The organism is Kurthia sp. FSL E2-0154 (genome assembly GCF_038003625.1).
Classification (GTDB): Bacteria; Bacillota; Bacilli; order Bacillales_A; family Planococcaceae; genus Kurthia; species Kurthia gibsonii.
The window spans coordinates 1,798,349-1,819,056 of sequence record NZ_JBBOPO010000001.1; the positions used below are offsets into that span (position 1 = coordinate 1,798,349).

Consider the following 20,708-nt stretch of genomic DNA (forward strand, 5'->3'; position numbering starts at 1 on the left):
CCTTTTTCGAACTTTATTCATAAAAAAATCCCTTCTGTCAGACAACAGAAGGGTTTAAACATCATAAAATATGCTAAACCGTTCTCTCATCTCTCAAAGACTACATAGTCCTTGCGTGAATTGGCACCTTTTCACATAATGTGATGGTTGCCGGGCTTCATAGGGCACTTCCCTCCACCTCTCTTTATAAGAGTAACGAATTAAGTTCATTTAGTTATTGTAGATACTTTATCACTTCTAAATTGAAAGGTCAATACTTCTTTAAAATTTTTTCAAATAAATGTGGCACTGACTGAAAAGCATAAATTTTCTCTACTAACTCGCCATTTTGCGTAATAAGAAGACAAGGTACACTTTCAATTTCAAAGTCATACGCTAATTGCTCCATATAATTTAAGTTGGCTTTCCCCATCGGAACATGTCCAATTGCTTGCTCGGTCACATCCATCATTCTTGATGCAACTTGGCAAGTTCCACACATCGGTGTATAGAGGTAAAAAGCTGTTTTTTCTTGGGACTTCACTTGCTCTTCCCATTCTTCACGTGTCCATTCTTGCATTATTGTCATCCTTTATCTAATAAGTAACCTGACTTAATCTTAAATTTAGCTCCTTGTAACACTTTTGCTAAATGATAACGCGGCGTGCGTTCAACACCACCGTAACGCGGTAATGTATAAAGATGATGTGTATTGGGATATTCTTGTTGTACAAGCTTACGAAGTTTCTCGCCCATATCATCTGCATCGAAAAATGCATAAAAATCACAACTCTCATACGGCTGTAATAGTTCATCTAAACGATGAGAGCTTACGGTTCCGTTTGTACAGACAATCTCAACAGGTTCATTCAAAATAGGCTTTAACTGTAAACAATCTTGTCTACCCTCTACAATGAGTACTTTCTCAATAATCTTCATACACACCACCCCATCTGATTCCTTATTCTTTTTTCTGTTCTTTCTTACTTTATTTATACCATATTTTCAGTATATTTTTGTAGGAATAGTGCTTATAAAAAAAGCGCATAGAAAAAACTTTACATACTTTACAACAAATAAAAAAAGAAGACAACTGAAATCAGTGTCTTCTAATCAAATCAGCATGAAAACGCGCACCTACATGAAAGGGGTGCTATTAACCTGCGATTACTTCTTCATATTGTTCAGCAGTTAATAAAGCTTCTAGTTGTGCAGCGTCAGAAGGTTTTACAACCACCATCCAAGCTTTCTCGTAAGGTGATTCGTTTACTAGCTCTGGGCTATCTTCTAACTCTTCGTTTACTTCTACTACTTCACCTGAAAGTGGTGCATATAGTTCAGAAACTGTTTTTACAGACTCAACGCTACCGAATGGTTGGTCGATTGTTAATTCATCGCCTACAGATGGTAGTTCAACGAATACGATGTCACCTAGTTCAGATTGTGCAAATTCTGTAATACCGATACGTACTGTACCGTCTTCTTGTAAAACCCACTCATGCTCTTTTGAATAACGTAAATTAGTTGGAATGCTCATTTTTTTACCCCTCCATGAAATATGTAATGTTAATTTCATCTATAGTGTTACATATTTTTTCTGCAAATACAAGTCATTCTAGTTATTTTTTCCAATTTTCAATAAATTTATTTTCATTGAAGCCGACTGTGACACGCTCTCCATCGTACGTAATTGGGCGTTTAATCAACATGCCATCGCTTGCTAATAACTCTAATTGTTCGGATTCTGACATTTCTGCCAAACGATCTTTTAATCCTAACTCACGATATTTCATACCCGATGTATTGAAGAATTTTTTAAGCGGTAAACCACTTTTTTCTTGCATCTCTTTTATTTCTTCAGCTGTTGGTGTTTCTGTCACAAGGTCTTTTGTATCAAATGCAATGTCTTCTTCTTTTAACCAAGCAATTGCTTTTTTACAAGTTGTACATTTTGGATAATGATACACGGTGATTGTCACGATCATTCACTCCATTCTTATTGAATATCCTTATTGTATAAATCTATTAGAAAAGGTGCAACCCATTTCATCACAGATTCATCTAGAAATTCCATACTAGATGTACAATTACCAATTGTAAAGGACAAGCTATGTTTATCATTGAGTTTCTACTTATATAATATAGAAAAAATATAATTGATTAAAACGCTTTTTACTGCAAGACAGCTAATTGTGAACATTCTGAATGATTTTTCCACTACGTACAACTCTTTTTTCTATTTTAATCTTCAAAGCAACAAAAAAGAACCACATAATACTATGCGATTCTCCTTCTAGTTAATTACTTATTTTTTAATAAATTCATCAAATGTTTCTGTTTGTTTGTTTAACAATTCTGCACGATTTTGAATAGAGTCATAATCATTCACTACTTCGCCAATAAATGCTTGATTCAAATCTACTGTCTTTGAAATGATATCTCCGGCCTTTTCAATCACTTCGATTTGTTTGGTTACATCTTCAATCATCATACGAATATCCACAATTGATTTATCAACACTTTGCGACAATTTTCGCACTTCCGTCGCCACAACATTAAATCCAAGCCCATATTCCCCAGCACGTGCTGCTTCAATCCCAGCATTTAATGCGAGTAAATTTGTTTGTTTCGCAATATGCTGAATCACTTTTACTATCTCTTGAATGGCATCTGTCTTTTCAATTAATTGATGAACAGATTGCTGATTTTGATTTGAAATTTCAACAACTGTATGAAAATTTTTATTCAAATTAGCTACATGATCTTTACCTGCACCAGATAAAATATTCATATCATTTGACATGGTTTTTAAGGTAGTCGCTAAATCAATCATTTGATTATTTCTCTCTGTAATATCAAATGCAATTTTCATAATGCCAATTAATTTAAAACGTTCATCACGAATTGGCATATATGTTGCTTCTAACCAGACACTTTTTCCGTTCGCATTTTTTCTTTCTACTTTATCTTGAAAGCTTTTTCCAGATAGCAAACTACGCCAAAATTTTTCATATTCAAAACTATTTGCAAACTCTGTTAAACATAACTCAGCATGTTTTTTACCGATTAATTCCTCTACCGAATACCCCATAGCTTCTGCAAATGGCTTACTTGCATATGTAACATTGCGATTCGTATCAAAACGAATCACAGCTAAATTTGATTCTAATGCTTTCATCAATAAATCATTCATCGTCACTCGTTCACGTTCTTGTAACTCTCTCATTGAGATGAGACCCCCATTAATTATAGTACTCACATTATACTTTTTCACATAACAAAAACATAGATTTTTTAATTCTTTTATCATAATCCATTTAAAAACATACGTCTAAAATGTCATTAATAATGATTTTTGAAGCAGCATAAAGTATGAAAATAAGGAAAAATTGATAATTATTACTGAAAAGTTAATCAAAAAACCTTAGAGTACAATATCATACTCTAAGGTTACTATTTACGTAAGAATATTAAACAATATACTTTTCATTTTCAATTAATTTGCCTGTAGCTTCGCGTTTTTTCGCGACAATATTGTATGGTGTGTGACGTCCCAATTTACGTAGTGCCGATAATAACATACGTAACTCGTCTCCTTCAGTCGCTGTTAGCAATGTTTCTTTTGCTTCTTTTTCGATTTCAGCAAATGCTTCTTGTACAAAAATTTCTGTATATAATACTTTTTGATTTGCTTTTGCTTCACCATCACGTGCAATGGCTTTTTCGGTACGTAATACTACTGACTCCATTGCAAATAATTGATTTGCGATATTTGCGATATTCACTAATACTTCTTGCTCATTTTCAAGTTTTGGACCATATTTCATTGCCGCTGTACCTGCTGCAAGAAGAGCGATTTTCTTCGCCATCTTCACAAGATATTTTTCCTGGGCTAATGTTTCTGTGCCGATTTCTTCTGGCATCATTGAAAGTAGCTCAGCTTGTAATGCTTGTGCTTGTTGTAGAAGTGGTAATTCACCTTTCATCGCTTTCTTCATAAATGTTCCCGGTACAATCAGACGGTTTATTTCATTTGTACCTTCGAAAATACGGTTAATACGTGAATCGCGGTAAATACGTTCTACTTCGTATTCTTGCATGTAACCATATCCACCATGTAACTGAACTGCTTCATCTACCACATAATCAAGTGTTTCTGAACCAAACACTTTATTGATTGAACATTCAATCGCATACTCTGCAATCGCAGCTGCTACTTCTTTACCGTCTTTTATTTCTGCTTCTGTTAATTGGCTCATACGATCTTCAAAGTAGCCTACTGTACGATAGATTAATGATTCAGACGCATAAATTTGTGCTGCCATTGTCGCTAATTTTTCTTTTGTTAGGTTAAATGAAGAAATAGCTGTACCAAATTGTTTACGCTCATTCGTATATTTAATTGCTAACTCTAATGCGCGTTTTGAAGCACCCACTGTACCTACTCCAAGTTTATAACGTCCAATATTTAGAATGTTGAATGCAATAACATGACCACGTCCAACTTCACCTAGTAAGTTTTCAACTGGAACTGCAACATCTTCTAAAATCAATGTACGTGTTGAAGATGATTTAATCCCCATCTTCTTCTCCTCTGCTCCTGTTGAAACGCCGGCATATTCACGTTCTACAATAAATGCTGAGAATTTATCACCATCGACTTTTGCATAAACAATGAAAACATCTGCAAATGCTGAGTTTGTAATCCATTGTTTTTCACCATTTAGTACGTAATGTGTACCTGCTTCATTTAAGCGAGCTACTGTTTTCGCACCTAGTGCATCTGATCCTGAACCTGGCTCTGTTAACGCATAGGCTGCTAATAATTCGCCTGATGCTAACTTCGGTAAATATTTCGACTTTTGTTCTTCATTACCGAATAATACGATTGGTAATGAACCAATTCCGACATGCGCACCATGCGTAATCGAGAAGCCACCAGCCGGGGAAATCTTTTCAGCGATTAATGCTGAAGATACTTTATCCAGTCCAAGACCACCATATTCTTCTGGTACATCGGCAGCAAGTAGACCTAAATCGCCTGCTTTTTTCAGTAGTTTTACTGAATGTTCAAACTCATGATTTTCTAGATTTGGTACGACTGGTAACACTTCATTATGCAAATAATCTTCCGTTGTTTTCGCAATCATTAACTGTTCATCTGTAAAATCTTCTGGTGTAAAGATATGTTGGAACTCCGCGTCCTCTGTTAAAAAACTACCGCCTTTTACTACGTGCTTTTGTGTGTTTTCTGTCATAATCAATTCCTCCTCATATGTTTGTTAGATCATTTCAAATACGCCTGCTGCACCCATACCGCCACCGATACACATTGTCACAACACCATATTTTTTTCCTTGTCTTTTTAGTTCATGTAATAGTTTTAATGTTAAAATCGCTCCTGTTGCGCCAAGTGGATGTCCAAGCGCAATTGCACCACCATTAACATTCACTTTTTCAAGATCAATTCCTAGCTCTTTTACTACTTGAATCGACTGTGAAGCAAACGCCTCATTTATCTCCCATAAATCAATATCTTCAATCGTTAAGCCTGCAATTTTTAAAGCTTTTGGTACCGCAACAATAGGACCAATCCCCATAATTTTAGGTGGTACACCGCCGACAGCAAACCCTAAAAACTTCGCCATTGGTTGTAACCCTTGCGCTTCTGCTTCCTCGCGGTCCATCACAAGTACAGCTGCTGCACCATCTGATGTTTGTGAAGCATTACCTGCTGTAACACTCCCTTTCACATGAAAGGCTGGACGCAATTTTTGAAGTGTTTCAACCGTCGTTCCTTGTCGAACGCCTTCATCCATACTAAATGTAAATGTCTTTTCTTGTAGCTTATTTTGCTCATCTACGAAACGTTCCGTTACTTCCACTGGTACGATTTCATCATTAAATTTGCCTGCAGCAATTGCCTGTGCTGCTTTTTCGTGTGAACGTACAGCGAACGCGTCTTGTTCTTCTCGCGTCACACCATACTTACTTGCAACAGCTTCTGCTGTATGCCCCATTCCGATATAATACTCAGGCGCTTCCTCTGCTAATTTCGCATTTGGTCGAATAACATTCCCCATCATTGGCACCATACTCATCGACTCAATTCCACCAGCTACAATGGCTTTTGCATGTCCGAGCATAATTTTTTCAGCTGCATATGCAATCGCTTGTAAACCTGATGAACAGAAGCGGTTCACTGTAATAGCTGAAGTTGTATCAGGCAATCCTGCCAACGCACCAATATTCCGTGCTACATTTAGCCCTTGTTCTGCTTCTGGCATGGCACAACCGATAATCAAATCTTCCACTTCACCTGTATAATTTGCTCGTTTTAGAGCTTCTTTCACAACAAGTCCACCTAAATCATCTGGTCTTACTTGCTTTAACGAGCCTTTTTTTGCTTTTCCAATTGGTGTTCTAGCACCTGCTACGATGACTGCTTCACGCATAATTTAGATCCCCCCTCTTAGTTTCTTAGTGGCTTACCTTTGATTAACATATGTTGCATACGCGCCTGCGTTTTTGGCTGTGCAACAAGTGATAAAAAGGCTTCGCGCTCTAAGTCTAATAAATATTCTTCATCTACAAGAGAACCATATGGTACGAGTCCGCCTGCTAATACATGTGCAATTTTTTTCGCAATTTCTAAATCATATGGCGAGATATAACCTGATTTCAGCATGGTATCTGCTCCTAGTAATAAGGCAGCATACCCTGGTGCACCTGATACAGGCACTTTTTCTCGCACTGGCGCTTGATAACCTGCTTGAACTATACCGAGTACTGCTTGTTTGGCATCATACAATTGATGATCTGGATTCACACTAACTGCATCTGCTTGATTTAAGAAACCTAAGTCACGTGCTTCTTCACCTGAAGTAGATGTTTTCGCTGTTGCAATTTTTTCGAATACCGATGCCGCCACTTGTACATAGTCAACTGCTACATCTTTCGGTAAACCTTTTAAGTGTTTCATATATAATTCTTTATTACCACCACCGCCTGGTAATAAGCCAACACCTGCTTCCACAAGCCCCATATACGTTTCTGTTGTCGCCTGAATATGAGCTGCTGGTAAACATACCTCTGTTCCACCGCCGAGCGTCATGCCGAATGGTGCTGCAACGACAGGCTTTTTACTATATTTCATACGAAGTGTGCCTTGTTGGAATTGGCGTACGATATAATCTAATTCGAATAACGCATCATCTTCTGCTTCCATTAAAATCATGGCAAGATTCGCACCAACTGAGAAATTTTTACCTTGATTCCCAATCACAAGTCCTTTGTAATCGTCTGATGTATCTAATACATCAAGTGCATATGTTAGCATTTGCATAATATCTAATCCGAGTGCATTTGATTTCGAGTGGAATTCTAGTAGTAATACACCATCCCCAAAATCGATTACGCTTGCACCAGCATTCGACTTTAATACACCATGCTGTTTTTTATATGTTTTTAAATTGATTTCTTTTTCATTCTTTGGAACAGCTACATACGTTTCACCATTATAGTAGTGTAGTACGTGATCAATCTCTTTATAGAAAGTTTGATGTCCTTCTGCTAATAGTTGTTGAACGAAAGTCGGAATTTTTTGTCCTTGTTCTTCCAATCTTTGAACTGCGCGTTCAACACCGATTGCATCCCACATCTCAAATGGTCCTTGCGACCAACCGAACCCCCAGCGCATCGCTTCATCAATCGCTACAATATCATCTGCAATTTCGCCATGCTTTTCAGCTGCATATACAAGTGTTGGACTAATAATCTTCCATAATAATTCGCCCGCACGATCTTCTGCATAAATTAAATGTTTTAAACGATTCGATAAGCCTTTTAGTTGTTTACTTTGTTCAATTGAAGGAGCTTGCAATTTAGTTGTTGGTACATATTCAAATGTCTCAATATTCAACTCTAAAATCTCTTTCCCTTGTTTCACAAAGTACCCTTTACCTGATTTCGCCCCTAAGTGACCTGCATCAACCATCTTCTGCATATGTGCTGGTACTTCAAATACACGCTGTTCCTCACCGTCTGTTTTGTGATACACCGTATTCGCTACATGGATAAATGTATCCAGACCTACAACATCTAATGTGCGAAGTGTCGCTGATTTTGGTCGTCCAATTAGTGGTCCTGTTACGGAATCCACTTCACCAACTGAATAACCGTCTTCTAGCATAACTTGTAATGTTTTTAACAACCCATATGTGCCAATACGATTTGCGATAAAGTTCGGTGTATCTTTTGCAATAACAACACCTTTTCCTAATACATCTTCTCCGAATGTTTTCATAAATTGAACAATCGACTCATCTGTATAAGATGATGGTACGACTTCAAGTAATTTTAGGTAGCGAGGTGGGTTGAAGAAATGTGTTCCTAAGAAATGCTTTTTGAAATCATCTGAACGTCCATCTGCCATGGCATCAATACTAATTCCCGATGTATTTGAACTAACAATCGTTCCTTCTTTTCGAACAGCATCGATTTTTGTATAGAGTGCTTTTTTAATCTCTAAATTTTCAGTTACAACTTCGATAATCCAATCAACTTCACCTAAGCGATGAGCATCATCTTCTAAATTCCCAGTTGTAATTCTTTGTAGACTTCTCTTTGTTGTAAGTGGTGCAGGTTTTTGCTTTTGTAACTTCTGAATTGCCGTATTAGCAAATTTATTTCGAAACGCTGGATGTTCAACAGTGAACCCCTTCGCCTGATCTTCTTCTGTTAATGTCGGTGGTACAATATCGAATAAGTAGGTATCAATCCCACAATTCGCTAAGTGTGCTGCAATTCCTGAACCCATGACGCCCGAACCAAGAACAGCCGCTTTTTGAATACGTCTTACCATGAATAACTCGCCCCTTCCACATTGAATGAATAACCATTCATTTTTTGATTAAAAAATAGCCATTGGCTTATAAACCCATTCTATGCCAATCTAAAAATGATTGCAACGAAAAAATACGATTTTTTCTAATAAAAGTATATTTTTTCTTTATTATACACAATTTCTGTCCTTTATCCCGTACTCGGTACAATATACTATGCGTTTGCTCTAAAAAATTGTAGAATAATAATACATAGGAGGGATTTCATAATGAAACCAATTACAACTGTTGAACAATTCAACGAACTTATTTCGACTGACCAAAAAGTGCTTGTTAAATTTTACGCAAGCTGGTGCCCAGACTGTACACGTATGAACATGTTCATCGATCCAATCATCGAAAAGTACACACAATTTGACTGGTATGAATTAAATCGTGATGAACTACCTGAATTAGCTGAAAAGTACGATGTAATGGGTATTCCTAGTTTACTAATCTTCCAAAATGGTGAAAAACTAGCACACTTACACAGCGCAAATGCTAAATCACCTGAACAAGTAACTGAATACTTAGATGCAAATATCTAATGAGTGATGAAGTTAATCACTCCAAACTAGCGTGAATTTTCATCATGCTAGTTTTTTTCTTTCTGAACAAGCCATTTTTCTACTTAAAAACTTTTATTTGTCATATTACTATATTTACCCAACTACTACTTTTTGGCTATACTTAAGAAAATCAGTTAGAGGATGTGATGATGAGTGGCACAGAACTTAGAAGATCAAATTACTTTACTACGTCATGAAATAGCGCAGTACAAATCGATTATTAAAGAAATGTCTGTTTCATTAATTGAATCCAGCTTAAACAATACATTGTTCATGCCTTTAAGTGGTCATTTATTTCAAGAGCGTATTACACAAATTGAAGTAAAGTTATTCAACTACTTACAGGAACATCGTCATGTAAAAACCGTCATTATGGACTTTACAGGAATTTCGCATAAAAATACGATTATGATGTCGATTGATGAATTATCGGATGCTTTACGTAACCTACACAAGACTTTAACTGTTGTAGGAATTCGCGTTATTTATACAGGTTTTCAATCTGAAGTGATTTTCAATTTTGTTAAATCTTGTTTTAATGAGCAGTTGGAGACTTACCCAACATATCGCCTAGCTCTTGAGCATCTTTATAAAGAATTACATCTTTTTACAGATGGTTTTAAAAATGAAGATTAATTTTGATTGTCCCGTCTATTCACAATATGATTCGACGGTTAAAAAATCATATCGTTCTTCTTCTTGTGGTCCTACTGCAGTTGCTTCGATTCTACATTTTTATAAAGATGATGCTCTGTCTATTAACCAACTTTACGAAGCACTGCATTGTACACCAGTTGGATTACCTGCTACTTTTATTCATTGGTTCTTACCGAAGGCAGTACAAGGCAACTATTCAGTTCGAACATTACAGCTTTTTGAAGCGGTGTATTGGATTCAACAAAAACAGCCAGTAGCTGTTAAATTCGATTGCTATTTCACTTGGAAATTAAATCGCCCTTCTTATTTTAAATATCATTGGACGGTTATGACGGGATTTCATTGGAAACGAGATGGTCTTTATTTAATCGTTGAAGATTTAGGTACACCAAATCGAGCTAGTCGAACACATGAAATTCCTTATGCACCAAATGCACATGCACTCACATTTATAGGAATTCATCCAAAGTAGTGTTTTATTTTACTTTCTTCGCGGTATAAATTTTAAAATTAAATGTAGGAAGGTGCGCCTTTATGGACATATATGCACAGGAAGCGCTCTATAAATTTTATTACCACATGAAAAGATTGAATATTCTTTAAATAGTCTTCATGCAGATGAGAAAATGAATCGTTTGTTTAAATGTTCGACTTTAGTAGCTGCTACAACCGAACGTATTTACTTGCACACGATCGACAATGAAAGCTATCAGATTCGCAGTATTTCATACGAACAGATTGAAGCTATTTATCAGCGAAATCGAGTGTTAAGCGGTCGTGAAATTATTATTTTAACCAAAAATAAAAGATATTCCATTTCACATATCGAAGAGGCGAATTTACATCATTTTATGCAATTTGTACAATCAGCTTGGAAGAAGGAATCAGCATACCGTCTGTTTCAAGAACAAGAATCTGTAGAAACAAGGGCTTAAATGTCCCTTTTCTTTTAACATATGAGGTTTACGTAGACGGTATAAAAGGTATACGGATATATAATATAAAAATAAGCGAGGTGCTTCATATGGAAAATACAACATCAATCTCTACACACTTACATGCTTTTTTAAATAAAAATGAACGTGTTCAAGTGCAATTAGTTGGGAATTTCGCTTATGTCCACGTGGAGACAAAAGGGACTTTATTTGCAACAAACGAACGCATCTGTTTTTATGCGCACGATGATTCAGCATTTTTAACATTTGATTATTATGAAATTGATGCAGTCATCTTACATCCCGACGAAGTAATTTTTTATAACCACGGTGAACGTCATATTTTATCAGATATCGAACAAGGCAATGTAGAAGAATTTAATCAATTCGTCATTGACCGCATGCAAATTAAATCATAAAAAAACCGTTCGACTACCTCTTCTATTTTTTGTAGAATCCGTGGTCAACGGTTTTTTTATTTTATAGAAATACGCCTATTGCTGTAAAAACAAAAATAATAACTGCCGCTAAGATCAAAATCCATACCGTCGTCAAATCTTTTCGCTCTTTATACTCTCGATATGCGAGCATAAGAAACACGATACACATAAAGACATTAACTAACGGTAAATATTGGAATTGCTTTGTCAGTAGCATGAAAACACCTAGTGCTGCACTACATACACATAGAATCATGACCGAAATTCTCATGTTGCTCACTCCTATCTAACGCATTAATGATGTTATATGTCTTACTACCAAACTATATTCTTCTGCCATTAAGCACTCAAATTTTTCTTCATTCCAAGTTGGTAAAGCTAATTCATCAATTGTTGTCTCAATCATCAAATCTGTTTTTATACGTGCTAATTGTAGTGATAGTTTCAACATTTCTTCATCTGCTTCAATTTTTTTACGTTGTCCTGGTGTTAATTCGCCAATCGAAGCTAAAACTCCTTCTACTGTTCCATATTTTTGAATGAGTTGAAGAGCTGTTTTTGGTCCAATCCCTTTTACACCTGGATATCCATCACCCGAATCACCCATAAATGCTTTTACATCTGCAAAACGTTCTGGTGCAATCGCATACTCTTCTTCAAAACGTTCAATTGTGTAAGGATTATATTCTGAGTAACCTTTTTTTGTTAAAGCAATCGTTGTATTTGGGTTTAATAGTTGCAATAAATCTTTATCACCGCTAATAACTGTAATCTTCGCATCAGACTTCCATTTTTCAACGAGCGATCCAATCGTATCGTCTGCTTCCATTCCTACTTGACCAAAACTTTTCCAACCAATTAAATCTGAAATTTGGCGCGCCAAATCAAATTGTGGTTTCATCTCCTCAGGTGGTTCCGGACGATGTGCTTTATAGTCTTCAAATAAGTCATTACGAAATGTTTGCGACCCCATATCCCAGCAAATTGCAAGGTGGGTCGGATTCATAATCGATTGCGCGCTTAATACATGTCTCGCAAATCCTTGAACACCATTCGTTGGTGTACCATCTTTTTTTCTAAAAAATTGATTCATTGGTGCTGTCGCATGGTATGAGCGGAATAATAATGCCATACCATCCACAAGCATAATATGTGGTTGTGTCATGTGATATCTCCTCTATTCTTTCTTCTAGTATAACAAAAAAAGTGCTCAAAGAAGATTTCTTTGAACACGCTCTTCGCTATTCATTCGCAATTTGAATCGTTACATTTAGCGCTAATTCGACATTTCCACGAATCGCCTTTGAAATCATACACGTTTTTTCGGCTTTTTCAGCTAATCGTTGTACCATTCGCTGCGTGCGCTCATCTGTATTTTTTTCTAACAAAATAGTTGGATGGTGTGTGATTTTTTCATATGTGAAAACACCATTTGTCACATCGACAATTCCTTCTGATGATAGCGTTAAATCAACAGGAATAATTTTCGCGCGTTCCAACATCGCTGCATAGGAGATCAAATAACATGTAGCTGCAGCACCTAACAACATCTCATCTGGATTCGTGCCCACTCCAGGTCCATCCATCTCTTTTGGTATCGAAATTTTCGTTTGGAGCTGACCCGAAGAAATTGTTCCCACTTCATTTCTACCACCAGGCCACTGCGCTTCCAACATAAAGCGATGTGCCGTCATCTAATTCTCCCCTTACTTAGAAAAAGAGTAGTATTGTTGATTATCTGGGTCAAACGCATAACGGTATACACGATCACCTTTTTCAACAGCAACTAAATACACTTCTTTTCCTTCATATGTTTTAATCACATTTGCATAATCTCGGTCTTTGATTGCTTTACCACCTTCAGTTCGTACAATGAGAGCCTGTGCTTCTTCCACCTTTGTTTGTGGCATTTTTGAATGGAAAAAGAATGGCGCTGCTAATAATAACGCGTAGGCTGCAGCGAATAACATATATTTTTTCCGGAATTGATTTCCATCAATTAACACAAAATACACAACAAAAAAAGCGATATTCCCTACTATAATATAATCAATTAAATCATCTAAACCATTCACATAATTATAAGGTTTTCCCATGAAGTAGAAATAAATAATTTCGATTAACGATAAAATAATAACACCTAATAGTAGACGTGTACGCTTATTCATTTTTTTGCGCTCTTGTCTTCTCTGTTCTGTATCCATGTAAATCCTCCTTTATCATTGCTTCTATTATACATCATTTGATTTATTCAATATGACCGCATATGAGGACGGTTCACCCATCCAAATGGTTCCATTTAAGTAATACGAATGATTCGTTTAAATTGTTTCATTTATGTATACCTTTTTACCGCGCCCTCTAAATACATAGCAAAATAAAAAAGAAGCTACATCACATCGATGCAACTTCTATTTTTTAATTAAGCTTGCTCAATTGTTGGTCCCATAATCGGTGGAACAGGTAGTTCAGCTTGACGAATTAGCACCGTCATCTGTCCACGGTGATGCGTTTGGTGGTCAATCATACTACGAAGTACTTGTCCAACAGGCATATTTTTTCCGAAAGCTTCTACTCTGCGCTCTAAATCGTGATCAGATAGTTTTGTTGCTTCTTCTTCTACTTTCGCTGCTTTTTTCTTATAAGCTTCTTCTAGTTCTTTTACCGTTGTTGGTTTTTCACCTTCTGGAATTGATGGTACATCTAGCCCTGCTAACCCACCGAAGAAACTCGGTGCATCTACTAAATGACTACTTAACCAACCTAATGTATTATGCCCTTCAACAATTGCTTGATCAAGTTTATCATCTTCTAATGCCTCAATCACTTTTAAAGTTCCTGCTGCTGAATAGTTCCAATCTCGAATAAAATCATCTACTTTACGATACATACTCGCATCTCTCCTTTAGTTATAGTTCCCTTTTATCGTATACACCATAACCAAAAAACACAAATTTTAACCTACCTTTGAATATATTGACTATAGAGTTGTTCTAATGTATTGATATCATATTCCTGTAATTGTTCGACTAAGGTAAGCCAGAGCTGCGCTGTTAACTGTGCATCTCCTAAAGCATGATGACGATTTTTAATCGGCACTTGATAATGTGTACATGCTTCATCTAATGTTATAACAGAAGACGTTACACCACATACTTGCAGTGCGATATGCGTATCAATAATGCGATGTTGGAATTTCTTTTGAAAACATTTTAAATAATACGTTTCTAAAAAATCACGTTCATGTTGGGCATGATGAGCAATCAAAGGTCGGTGTCCGATAAATCGCATAAATTGTTCCAATACATCCCTTAACGGAAATGCATTTGCAATCTCTTTATTTGTGATTCCCGTCAGTTCTTCTACCTCTTTTGAAATCCACCCTTGAATTTTCGTCAGCGCATAAAACTGCTCCGTTGTTACCTTATTTCCCCTTACTTTAATGGCACCAATCGATAAGATTTCATCTCCTCTTAATGCCTCAAAACCTGTTGTCTCGATATCCAATATGACAAATTCATTTTGATGAAAAGGTTGGTCAAAATCACGTGCTAATCGAACCGTTTTCTCTAGTCTTCGTAAATAAGCCATTTGCTCTTTCGAAGCTACTTCATTCGTTGGTCCCGTATGTCCACGCCCAACGAGCTGACGAAATAAGGTTGAAAAATTCATTATGAACACCCGATTCCAATTTTTTCTCTCACATCATTGTGTAATTTACGAACCGATTTCACAAGTTCTTTTATAGCTTTTCGATTGGATGGCTGAATTTCGACGAAAGAAGGCTCTGTCATTCGAATTTCCATAATGGCATCATATAGCTTACAATCTTGTTGCATGCCCGCCATCTTTTGTAATCTTCTACTATTGATGTAAGGTACATATACTGCATTTTTAAAATCGAAATATTTCGATTTTTCTAAAATCAATTTCCCTAACGGTGTCATACTTTTTTTCACCCACGTCGTCGTACAAATATATTTTTCAAGTTGTTCATGACTTTGAGGTTCCGTCCAGTTTTTCACCATCTGTTCATATGATTTATCCCCATAGACAATGCGTAAATCATAAAGCATTTGCAAATGACGAGTCGCTGTTATGTCATCACTGCAATACCATTCCATGAGTTGTTTTTGCCATTCATTTAGCGAACGACACCATGCACGTTCACTCGCCATAACGCCGCCATCACAGTAAGAAAAGCCAATTTGGTGTAGACCATCTGCAATCTCTTGTCCTAATTGTTGAAAATAGCGCTCATGTCCATCGTCTCTATACATAATGCCGTGGTCTTGATCACTTGTTGGAACTAATTCTCTGCGTCCACCACTACCGATGACAAACCATGCGAAGTGACAAGGTGGCTCAGGGTATTTTTTTAGTGCAATTCGAATGACTTGAATCATCGCCCGATCATATAGACCATTTAAAGAACGAATGCCGAGCTCATCTTGCTGAACATCTTCTAACCATTCTTTAATTTCTGTGTAGCTTCTCATCGACTTCACTCCACACTTCTTGTTCACGACGCTTCATATGTTCTGGATAACCAAAACTACCATGTTCACTTAAATCAAGTCCCATAATTTCTTCCTCTTGTGTCACACGTAAAGTTCCCATGATTTTTTTCATGATATACAAGATGATATATGACCCGAAGAATGCAAAAGCACCACATGTCACAACACCTAGTGTTTGAACCCATAATTGTTCGAAACCACCACCATAGAATAAACCCGCTTTGCCGACTACAGCTAATTCAGGTGTTGCAAAGAATCCAGTTGATAGCGTTCCCCAAATCCCTGGTACACCATGCACAGATAATGCAAAAATCGGATCATCAATACGTCGCGCTTCCAAGAAACGAGCGCTATAGAAACAAACGATTCCAGCGATAAAACCGATGATGACAGATGCATATACGTCAACGAACGCACAAGCAGCTGTAATAGCGACTAACCCAGCTAATGCTCCGTTTAAAATAGACGGAATATCCGGTTTACCAAGTACTACCCATGAAATTAAAGTTGCAGCAACAGCACCTGCTGCGGCAGCTAAGTTCGTATTTACAGCTACAAATCCGAAGAAAGCTTCATCTACTGATACAGTTGAACCTGCATTAAAACCAAACCAACCTACCCATAAAATTAAAACAGCAAGTGCTGTATAAACTTGGTTATGACCAGTAATACGATTAGCTGAGCCATCTTTATTAAATTTACCAATACGTGGTTTTAAGAGCATTGTTGCAGCAAGTGCCGCCATCGCTCCAGTTAAATGGACGACTGTTGAACCAGCGAAATCTTGTTCACCTCGTTCTGCTAACCAGCCACCACCCCAAATCCAATGTGCAATGACAGGATAGATGAGTGCGCTAAATAGAATAGTGAAGATGACATATACAGAGAACTTTGCTCTTTCTGCAAAACCACCGAGTGCGACGGTTACAGAAATCCCTGCAAAAGCAAGTTGGAATAAAAAGAAGACGGTTGTAGAAAGGCTCGCATCTTTAATTTGCTCACCTGAAAAGAAGAAGTCGGTCATACCGACGAAGAAGTTTGCATTACTACCGAATATAAAAGCGTAACCTACTGCCCAAAATACGAGTGAAGCGAGACCAAATGTAAAGACTGTCTTACTCGCAACATGTCCTGCATTTTTCATGCGAGTTGACCCTGCTTCTAATAAGATAAAACCACCAATCATAAATACGACTAAAATTGCACCTAACATTGTCCACAAACTGTTCATTAAAAAAGAAACATCCATTGCATAACCTCCTAAATTTTATTCATGTTAGTTTTCCTAACATGAAAGTTTTATATTTCATATTTTACAGAAAAAAACGATGTAGTCAAATGTTTTTTCTGAATATTCTTTTTAAAATGTAAGTTTTCCTCACATAAAAAATCTTCAAAAGCTTTATTTATTCTACATTTCTTATCTTTTTTATATTTATTAAATTTTTTTCTGGAAACGCTTCCTAATTTCTTTTTAAAACAATGTTTTTTCGCTAAATTGGTATTTTTAACCTTTTTCTGTTCATATTCTATTCATATTCACCCGACATACTAGAAGAAAAGTGGAGGTGTTCATGTTTGGAAAGAAAAGAGATTAAATTTTTACGTACAATGGGTATTTGGGATGGTATTTCATTATTAGTCTTACTCGGTATTGCGATGCCGTTAAAATATTTTGCAGATCTGCCAATCGCAGTTCGTATTACAGGTAGTGTGCATGGCGCAATCTTTATTACATATGCAATTGCAATTCTTATCGTGCAATTGCGCGTAAAATGGGCATTTTTCTACAGTGTTATTGCAGGTGCAGTAGCCTTTATTCCTTTTGGTAACTTTGTATTTGATAAGCACATCAAAAGGTATAGTGATTCATTACAAGCAAAAGAGAAAAAAGCAGTTCAAAAAACAGAAGTTGTTTAAAATGAAAAGAGGTCAGGGAAAAATTCCCTTGACCTCTTTATTATGTGGTTTATAAACCTATTGAGATATATTTTGTTTCTAAATACGGCTCAATTCCTTCGAAGCCACCTTCACGTCCAATACCTGATTCCTTCATACCACCGAATGGAATATGCGCACCAGACGGCGCACCATCATTCCAACCGACAATACCATATTGTAAGTTTTCACTGAAGTATAGTCCTGTTTTATAGCTTTCTGTGAAGAAGTATGTCGCTAAACCATATGGCGTATCATTCGCAATTTGAATCGCTTCATCAAATGACTCAAAAGTAGTAATCGGAATGACTGGCCCAAATGTTTCTTCATGCATAATTTGAGAAGATAGATCCACATTTGTTAGGACAGTTGGCTCTACGAAATAGTAACCTTTTTCATCATCAAAATCATATTGATTACCGCAAAGAACTTCCGCACCTTTTGAAGTTGCTTCTTCAATTTGTTGTTTGATTTTATCGAAGCCTTTTTTATTAATGATTGGACCTAGATCCACATCGGCCTCTAAACCATTACCCATCTTCAACTTACGAACGCGTTCTACCAACTTCTCTGTAAACACTTCTACAACATTCTCATGTACGATGAGACGATTTGGTGAGACACATGTCTGACCTGCATTACGGAACTTTGCCATAACCGTTTGCTGTACAGCTAAATCTAAATTTGCATCTTCTGCTACAATAATTGGCGCATGACCACCTAATTCCATTGTTGCATGCTTCACTGTATCCGCACATTTTTGCATGAGTAGTTTGCCAATTGGTGTCGAACCTGTAAATGTAATTTTACGAATCGCTGGATGTGACGTAAATACGTCGCCTACCATTGGCGCATCACCTAATACATATTGTACAGCATCTTCTGGAATCCCCGCTTTATGCGCTAATTCGATTAAACGAATCGTTGTCAGCGGTGTTTCCTCTGCTGGTTTCACAATGAATGTACAACCTGCTGCGAGTGCTGGTGCTGCTTTACGCGTCATCATCGCTGCTGGGAAGTTCCATGGCGTAATCGCTGCTACGACACCAATCGGTTCTTTCGTTACAACAATACGTTTGTTTTGTACATGCGCCGGAACCGTACGTCCATATACACGTTTCGCTTCTTCCGCATACCAATCAATATAACTCACTGCGTAGTCTACTTCACCTAGCGCTTCTGCTAATGGTTTTCCATTCTCTAATGTGATGAGTTCACCTAGTTCTTGGCGATTTGTGCGAATCATCGCTGCCCACTTCATTAAAAGAGCTGAACGTTCATGCGCACTTAACTTCTTCCATGACGTGTAAGCTTCTTTAGCACGATCTACTTTTTCAACTACTTCTGCTTCTTCACTTCGTGTTAGCGTATGAATAATTTCACCCGTTGCAGGGTTCGTTACTTGAATTGTTGTCATCGGTTACGCCTCCTTCGCTGCTGCTTCGAATGCACGATCTAAAATCGCTAAACCTTTTTCTAATTCTTCATCTGTAATAACAAGTGGTGATAAGAAGCGAATGACATTTCCTTTAATGCCTGCTGTTAATAACAGTAATCCATTGTCATTTGCATATTTTGCAATTGCTGTTGCTGCTGCTTTATTTGGCGCTTTATGCTCATCTACTAATTCCACTGCTACCATCGCACCTAGACCACGAATATCGCCTACAAATGCATATTTTTCTGCATAGACATGTAAGTGTTTTGTTAACTTGTCACCTAAAACTTGTGCTTTTTCGCATAATTTTTCATCTTCAATAATATCAATTACTGCAAGTGCCGCTTCACATGCTACTGGACTTCCTGCATATGTACCGCCTAATTCACCTGCTGTTGAAACTTCCATCATCTCTTTACGACCAACAACCCCACTAAGTGGTAGACCTGCCGCTAGTGATTTCGATACCGTCATTAAATCTGGCTCTACATCAAATTGCTCAATCGCAAATAATGTACCTGTACGTGCAAAACCTGTTTGAATTTCATCTGCTACAAAAACAATATTGTTTTCTTTACAGAAGTTCGCAACGGCTTGTACGAATTTTTTCGGCGGTACGATAAATCCACCTTCACCTTGAATTGGTTCCATGACAACACACGCCACCATCTCCGGTGCAATTGTCGAGATAAAGAAGTCATGGAATTGCTCGATAATATGATCTACATAAGCTTCATCTGTAATGCCTTCTGGTTTACGGTACATGTATGGATAAGGCGCTTTATAAATTTCAGGAGCAAATGGTCCAAATTCATATTTATAAGGCTTTACTTTTGACGTCATACCCATTGTTAAGTTGGTACGACCGTGATAACCGTTTGTAAAAGCTACAACGGCTTGTTTTTTCGTATATTTACGTGCAATTTTCACTGCGTTTTCAACTGCTTCTGCACCTGAGTTTAATAAAACGACTTGTTTTTCAAAACTTCCTGGTGTAATTTCTGCTAATTTTTCTGCTAAACGAATATAAGAATCATACATAATGACATTGAAACCAGGGTGTAAGAATTTTTCTACTTGGTCTTTGACAGCTGATACTACTTTCGGATGACTATGACCTACGTTTAATGTACCAATGGCTGCTGCGAAATCAATCCAGTCATTACCTTCAATATCGACGATTGTTGCCCCTTTTGCTTCTTTCGCAACCGCAAGATTTCCGTTACTTACCCCTTGTACTACGTATTGCTTGCGTTTTTCAACTAATTCTTTTGTTTGATTTGTTTGTAACATTTCATTTCCTCCTTCGTTTCTTTTTTCTAATTATGCCCTTTTTTGGTACAATAAAAA

General features: G+C 37.0%; 24 protein-coding genes and 1 riboswitch. Of the genes, 6 read left to right on the forward strand and 18 right to left on the reverse strand.

Annotation, left to right across the window (positions count from 1 at the left end; all coding sequences use genetic code 11):
* Nucleotides 1-83 precede the first annotated feature (83 nt).
* Nucleotides 84-193, reverse strand: a riboswitch (SAM riboswitch).
* A 57-nt stretch (nt 194-250) separates the two neighbouring features.
* The 8 genes from MHB75_RS08885 to MHB75_RS08920 all read right to left on the reverse strand — a co-directional run bounded on the left by MHB75_RS08885 (nt 251) and on the right by MHB75_RS08920 (nt 8,842).
* Nucleotides 251-559, reverse strand: coding sequence for a thioredoxin family protein (locus MHB75_RS08885; RefSeq protein WP_141273156.1), 309 nt, complete (start codon nt 557-559; stop codon nt 251-253).
* Nucleotides 560-564: 5 nt separating this feature from the next.
* Nucleotides 565-918 carry a toprim domain-containing protein gene (locus MHB75_RS08890; protein WP_174795787.1) on the reverse strand — a complete coding sequence of 118 codons (354 nt, stop codon included), beginning with the start codon at nt 916-918 and terminating at the stop codon, nt 565-567.
* 217 nt (nt 919-1,135) lie between these two features.
* Entirely contained in the window at nt 1,136-1,516 is a 381-nt protein-coding gene (gene gcvH, locus MHB75_RS08895; RefSeq protein WP_141273158.1) for a glycine cleavage system protein GcvH, read from the reverse strand.
* Nucleotides 1,517-1,598: 82 nt separating this feature from the next.
* Entirely contained in the window at nt 1,599-1,958 is a 360-nt protein-coding gene (locus tag MHB75_RS08900) for an arsenate reductase family protein (protein ID WP_174795788.1), read from the reverse strand.
* A 326-nt stretch (nt 1,959-2,284) separates the two neighbouring features.
* Nucleotides 2,285-3,205 carry a methyl-accepting chemotaxis protein gene (locus MHB75_RS08905; RefSeq protein ID WP_340997172.1) on the reverse strand — a complete coding sequence of 307 codons (921 nt, stop codon included), beginning with the start codon at nt 3,203-3,205 and terminating at the stop codon, nt 2,285-2,287.
* Between the two features lie 244 nt (nt 3,206-3,449).
* Complete coding sequence (locus MHB75_RS08910; RefSeq protein ID WP_141273162.1) at nt 3,450-5,237, reverse strand: acyl-CoA dehydrogenase family protein; 1,788 nt, start codon at nt 5,235-5,237, stop codon at nt 3,450-3,452.
* Nucleotides 5,238-5,261: 24 nt separating this feature from the next.
* A complete protein-coding gene (locus tag MHB75_RS08915) occupies nt 5,262-6,434 on the reverse strand; it encodes an acetyl-CoA C-acetyltransferase (RefSeq protein ID WP_340997175.1) in 1,173 nt (390 codons plus the stop codon).
* Nucleotides 6,435-6,451: 17 nt separating this feature from the next.
* Nucleotides 6,452-8,842, reverse strand: a complete 2,391-nt coding sequence (locus tag MHB75_RS08920) for a 3-hydroxyacyl-CoA dehydrogenase/enoyl-CoA hydratase family protein (protein ID WP_340997177.1) — start codon at nt 8,840-8,842, stop codon at nt 6,452-6,454.
* A 249-nt stretch (nt 8,843-9,091) separates the two neighbouring features.
* On the opposite strand from MHB75_RS08920, the gene MHB75_RS08925 reads away from it, so the two are divergent.
* The 5 genes from MHB75_RS08925 to MHB75_RS08945 all read left to right on the forward strand — a co-directional run bounded on the left by MHB75_RS08925 (nt 9,092) and on the right by MHB75_RS08945 (nt 11,441).
* Nucleotides 9,092-9,409 carry a thioredoxin family protein gene (locus MHB75_RS08925; RefSeq protein ID WP_340997178.1) on the forward strand — a complete coding sequence of 106 codons (318 nt, stop codon included), beginning with the start codon at nt 9,092-9,094 and terminating at the stop codon, nt 9,407-9,409.
* A gap of 174 nt (nt 9,410-9,583) precedes the next feature.
* Nucleotides 9,584-10,066, forward strand: a complete 483-nt coding sequence (locus MHB75_RS08930) for a hypothetical protein (protein WP_340997180.1) — start codon at nt 9,584-9,586, stop codon at nt 10,064-10,066.
* A complete protein-coding gene (locus MHB75_RS08935; protein ID WP_340997181.1) occupies nt 10,056-10,559 on the forward strand; it encodes a C39 family peptidase in 504 nt (167 codons plus the stop codon). Before MHB75_RS08930 ends, MHB75_RS08935 begins: the two co-directional genes overlap by 11 nt.
* Before the next feature lie 115 nt (nt 10,560-10,674).
* On the forward strand, nt 10,675-11,022 hold the full coding sequence (locus MHB75_RS08940; protein WP_340998605.1) for a PH domain-containing protein: 348 nt from the start codon (nt 10,675-10,677) through the stop codon (nt 11,020-11,022).
* An 89-nt stretch (nt 11,023-11,111) separates the two neighbouring features.
* On the forward strand, nt 11,112-11,441 hold the full coding sequence (locus MHB75_RS08945; RefSeq protein ID WP_340997183.1) for a PH domain-containing protein: 330 nt from the start codon (nt 11,112-11,114) through the stop codon (nt 11,439-11,441).
* A gap of 61 nt (nt 11,442-11,502) precedes the next feature.
* Here the strand turns inward: MHB75_RS08945 and MHB75_RS08950 are convergent, their stop codons facing one another.
* From MHB75_RS08950 to MHB75_RS08985, 8 genes are all read right to left on the reverse strand, one after another.
* Nucleotides 11,503-11,733, reverse strand: a complete 231-nt coding sequence (locus MHB75_RS08950) for a hypothetical protein (protein ID WP_068451378.1) — start codon at nt 11,731-11,733, stop codon at nt 11,503-11,505.
* Between the two features lie 15 nt (nt 11,734-11,748).
* Complete coding sequence (locus tag MHB75_RS08955; protein WP_141273176.1) at nt 11,749-12,627, reverse strand: 5'-3' exonuclease; 879 nt, start codon at nt 12,625-12,627, stop codon at nt 11,749-11,751.
* 76 nt (nt 12,628-12,703) lie between these two features.
* Entirely contained in the window at nt 12,704-13,156 is a 453-nt protein-coding gene (locus tag MHB75_RS08960; RefSeq protein WP_141273178.1) for an OsmC family protein, read from the reverse strand.
* A gap of 12 nt (nt 13,157-13,168) precedes the next feature.
* On the reverse strand, nt 13,169-13,666 hold the full coding sequence (locus MHB75_RS08965) for a hypothetical protein (protein ID WP_340997186.1): 498 nt from the start codon (nt 13,664-13,666) through the stop codon (nt 13,169-13,171).
* 218 nt (nt 13,667-13,884) lie between these two features.
* Nucleotides 13,885-14,352, reverse strand: a complete 468-nt coding sequence (locus MHB75_RS08970) for a DinB family protein (protein WP_141273180.1) — start codon at nt 14,350-14,352, stop codon at nt 13,885-13,887.
* Between the two features lie 71 nt (nt 14,353-14,423).
* Nucleotides 14,424-15,134, reverse strand: a complete 711-nt coding sequence (locus tag MHB75_RS08975) for an exonuclease domain-containing protein (protein WP_340997188.1) — start codon at nt 15,132-15,134, stop codon at nt 14,424-14,426.
* Entirely contained in the window at nt 15,134-15,961 is an 828-nt protein-coding gene (locus MHB75_RS08980) for a DUF294 nucleotidyltransferase-like domain-containing protein (RefSeq protein WP_141273184.1), read from the reverse strand. The genes MHB75_RS08975 and MHB75_RS08980 overlap by 1 nt, the downstream gene beginning before the upstream one ends.
* Entirely contained in the window at nt 15,939-17,231 is a 1,293-nt protein-coding gene (locus MHB75_RS08985) for an ammonium transporter (RefSeq protein WP_087680017.1), read from the reverse strand. Before MHB75_RS08985 ends, MHB75_RS08980 begins: the two co-directional genes overlap by 23 nt.
* Before the next feature lie 329 nt (nt 17,232-17,560).
* On the opposite strand from MHB75_RS08985, the gene MHB75_RS08990 reads away from it, so the two are divergent.
* Entirely contained in the window at nt 17,561-17,902 is a 342-nt protein-coding gene (locus tag MHB75_RS08990; RefSeq protein ID WP_255314714.1) for a DUF3817 domain-containing protein, read from the forward strand.
* Between the two features lie 49 nt (nt 17,903-17,951).
* Here the strand turns inward: MHB75_RS08990 and MHB75_RS08995 are convergent, their stop codons facing one another.
* Complete coding sequence (locus MHB75_RS08995; RefSeq protein WP_340997191.1) at nt 17,952-19,337, reverse strand: NAD-dependent succinate-semialdehyde dehydrogenase; 1,386 nt, start codon at nt 19,335-19,337, stop codon at nt 17,952-17,954.
* 3 nt (nt 19,338-19,340) lie between these two features.
* Nucleotides 19,341-20,651 carry a 4-aminobutyrate--2-oxoglutarate transaminase gene (gene gabT, locus MHB75_RS09000; protein ID WP_340997193.1) on the reverse strand — a complete coding sequence of 437 codons (1,311 nt, stop codon included), beginning with the start codon at nt 20,649-20,651 and terminating at the stop codon, nt 19,341-19,343.
* Nucleotides 20,652-20,708: the final 57 nt, after the last annotated feature.